Source organism: Salmonella sp. SAL4457, assembly GCF_046548235.1.
GTDB lineage: Bacteria > Pseudomonadota > Gammaproteobacteria > Enterobacterales > Enterobacteriaceae > Salmonella > Salmonella enterica.
This window is the reverse complement of the sequence record NZ_JBGDZO010000579.1, coordinates 1-267: the sequence shown is the minus strand read 5'-3', so window position 1 is coordinate 267 and position 267 is coordinate 1. Positions and strand designations below refer to the sequence as shown.

Genomic DNA, 267 nt, shown 5'->3' with positions numbered 1-267 from the left:
GGCCGCGAGCTTCCTGCTGGCGTCGTTGCGCTGGCTGCTTCTCGGCAACCTGGCCGACAGCCTGGCGCTGCTGGTCTTTGCCCAGACGCTGCATGCCGCCACCTTCGGCAGTTTTCATGCGGCTGCCATCCATTTCGTGCAGCGTAGCTTCGGCCTGCGCCAGCAGGGCCCAGGCCAGGCCCTGTATGCTGCGCTGGCCGGTACCGGCGGAGCCCTGGGCGCGCTGTATTCCGGCTATAGCTGGAACAGCCTGGGCCCTGCCTGGAC

1 protein-coding gene is annotated in these 267 nt (G+C 68.2%); it reads left to right on the top strand.

Annotated features, from left to right (window positions below; genetic code table 11):
* Nucleotides 1-267, top strand: a 267-nt coding sequence (locus ACLJNW_RS25530; protein WP_410961411.1) for an MFS transporter, incomplete at both ends; no start/stop codon positions are given.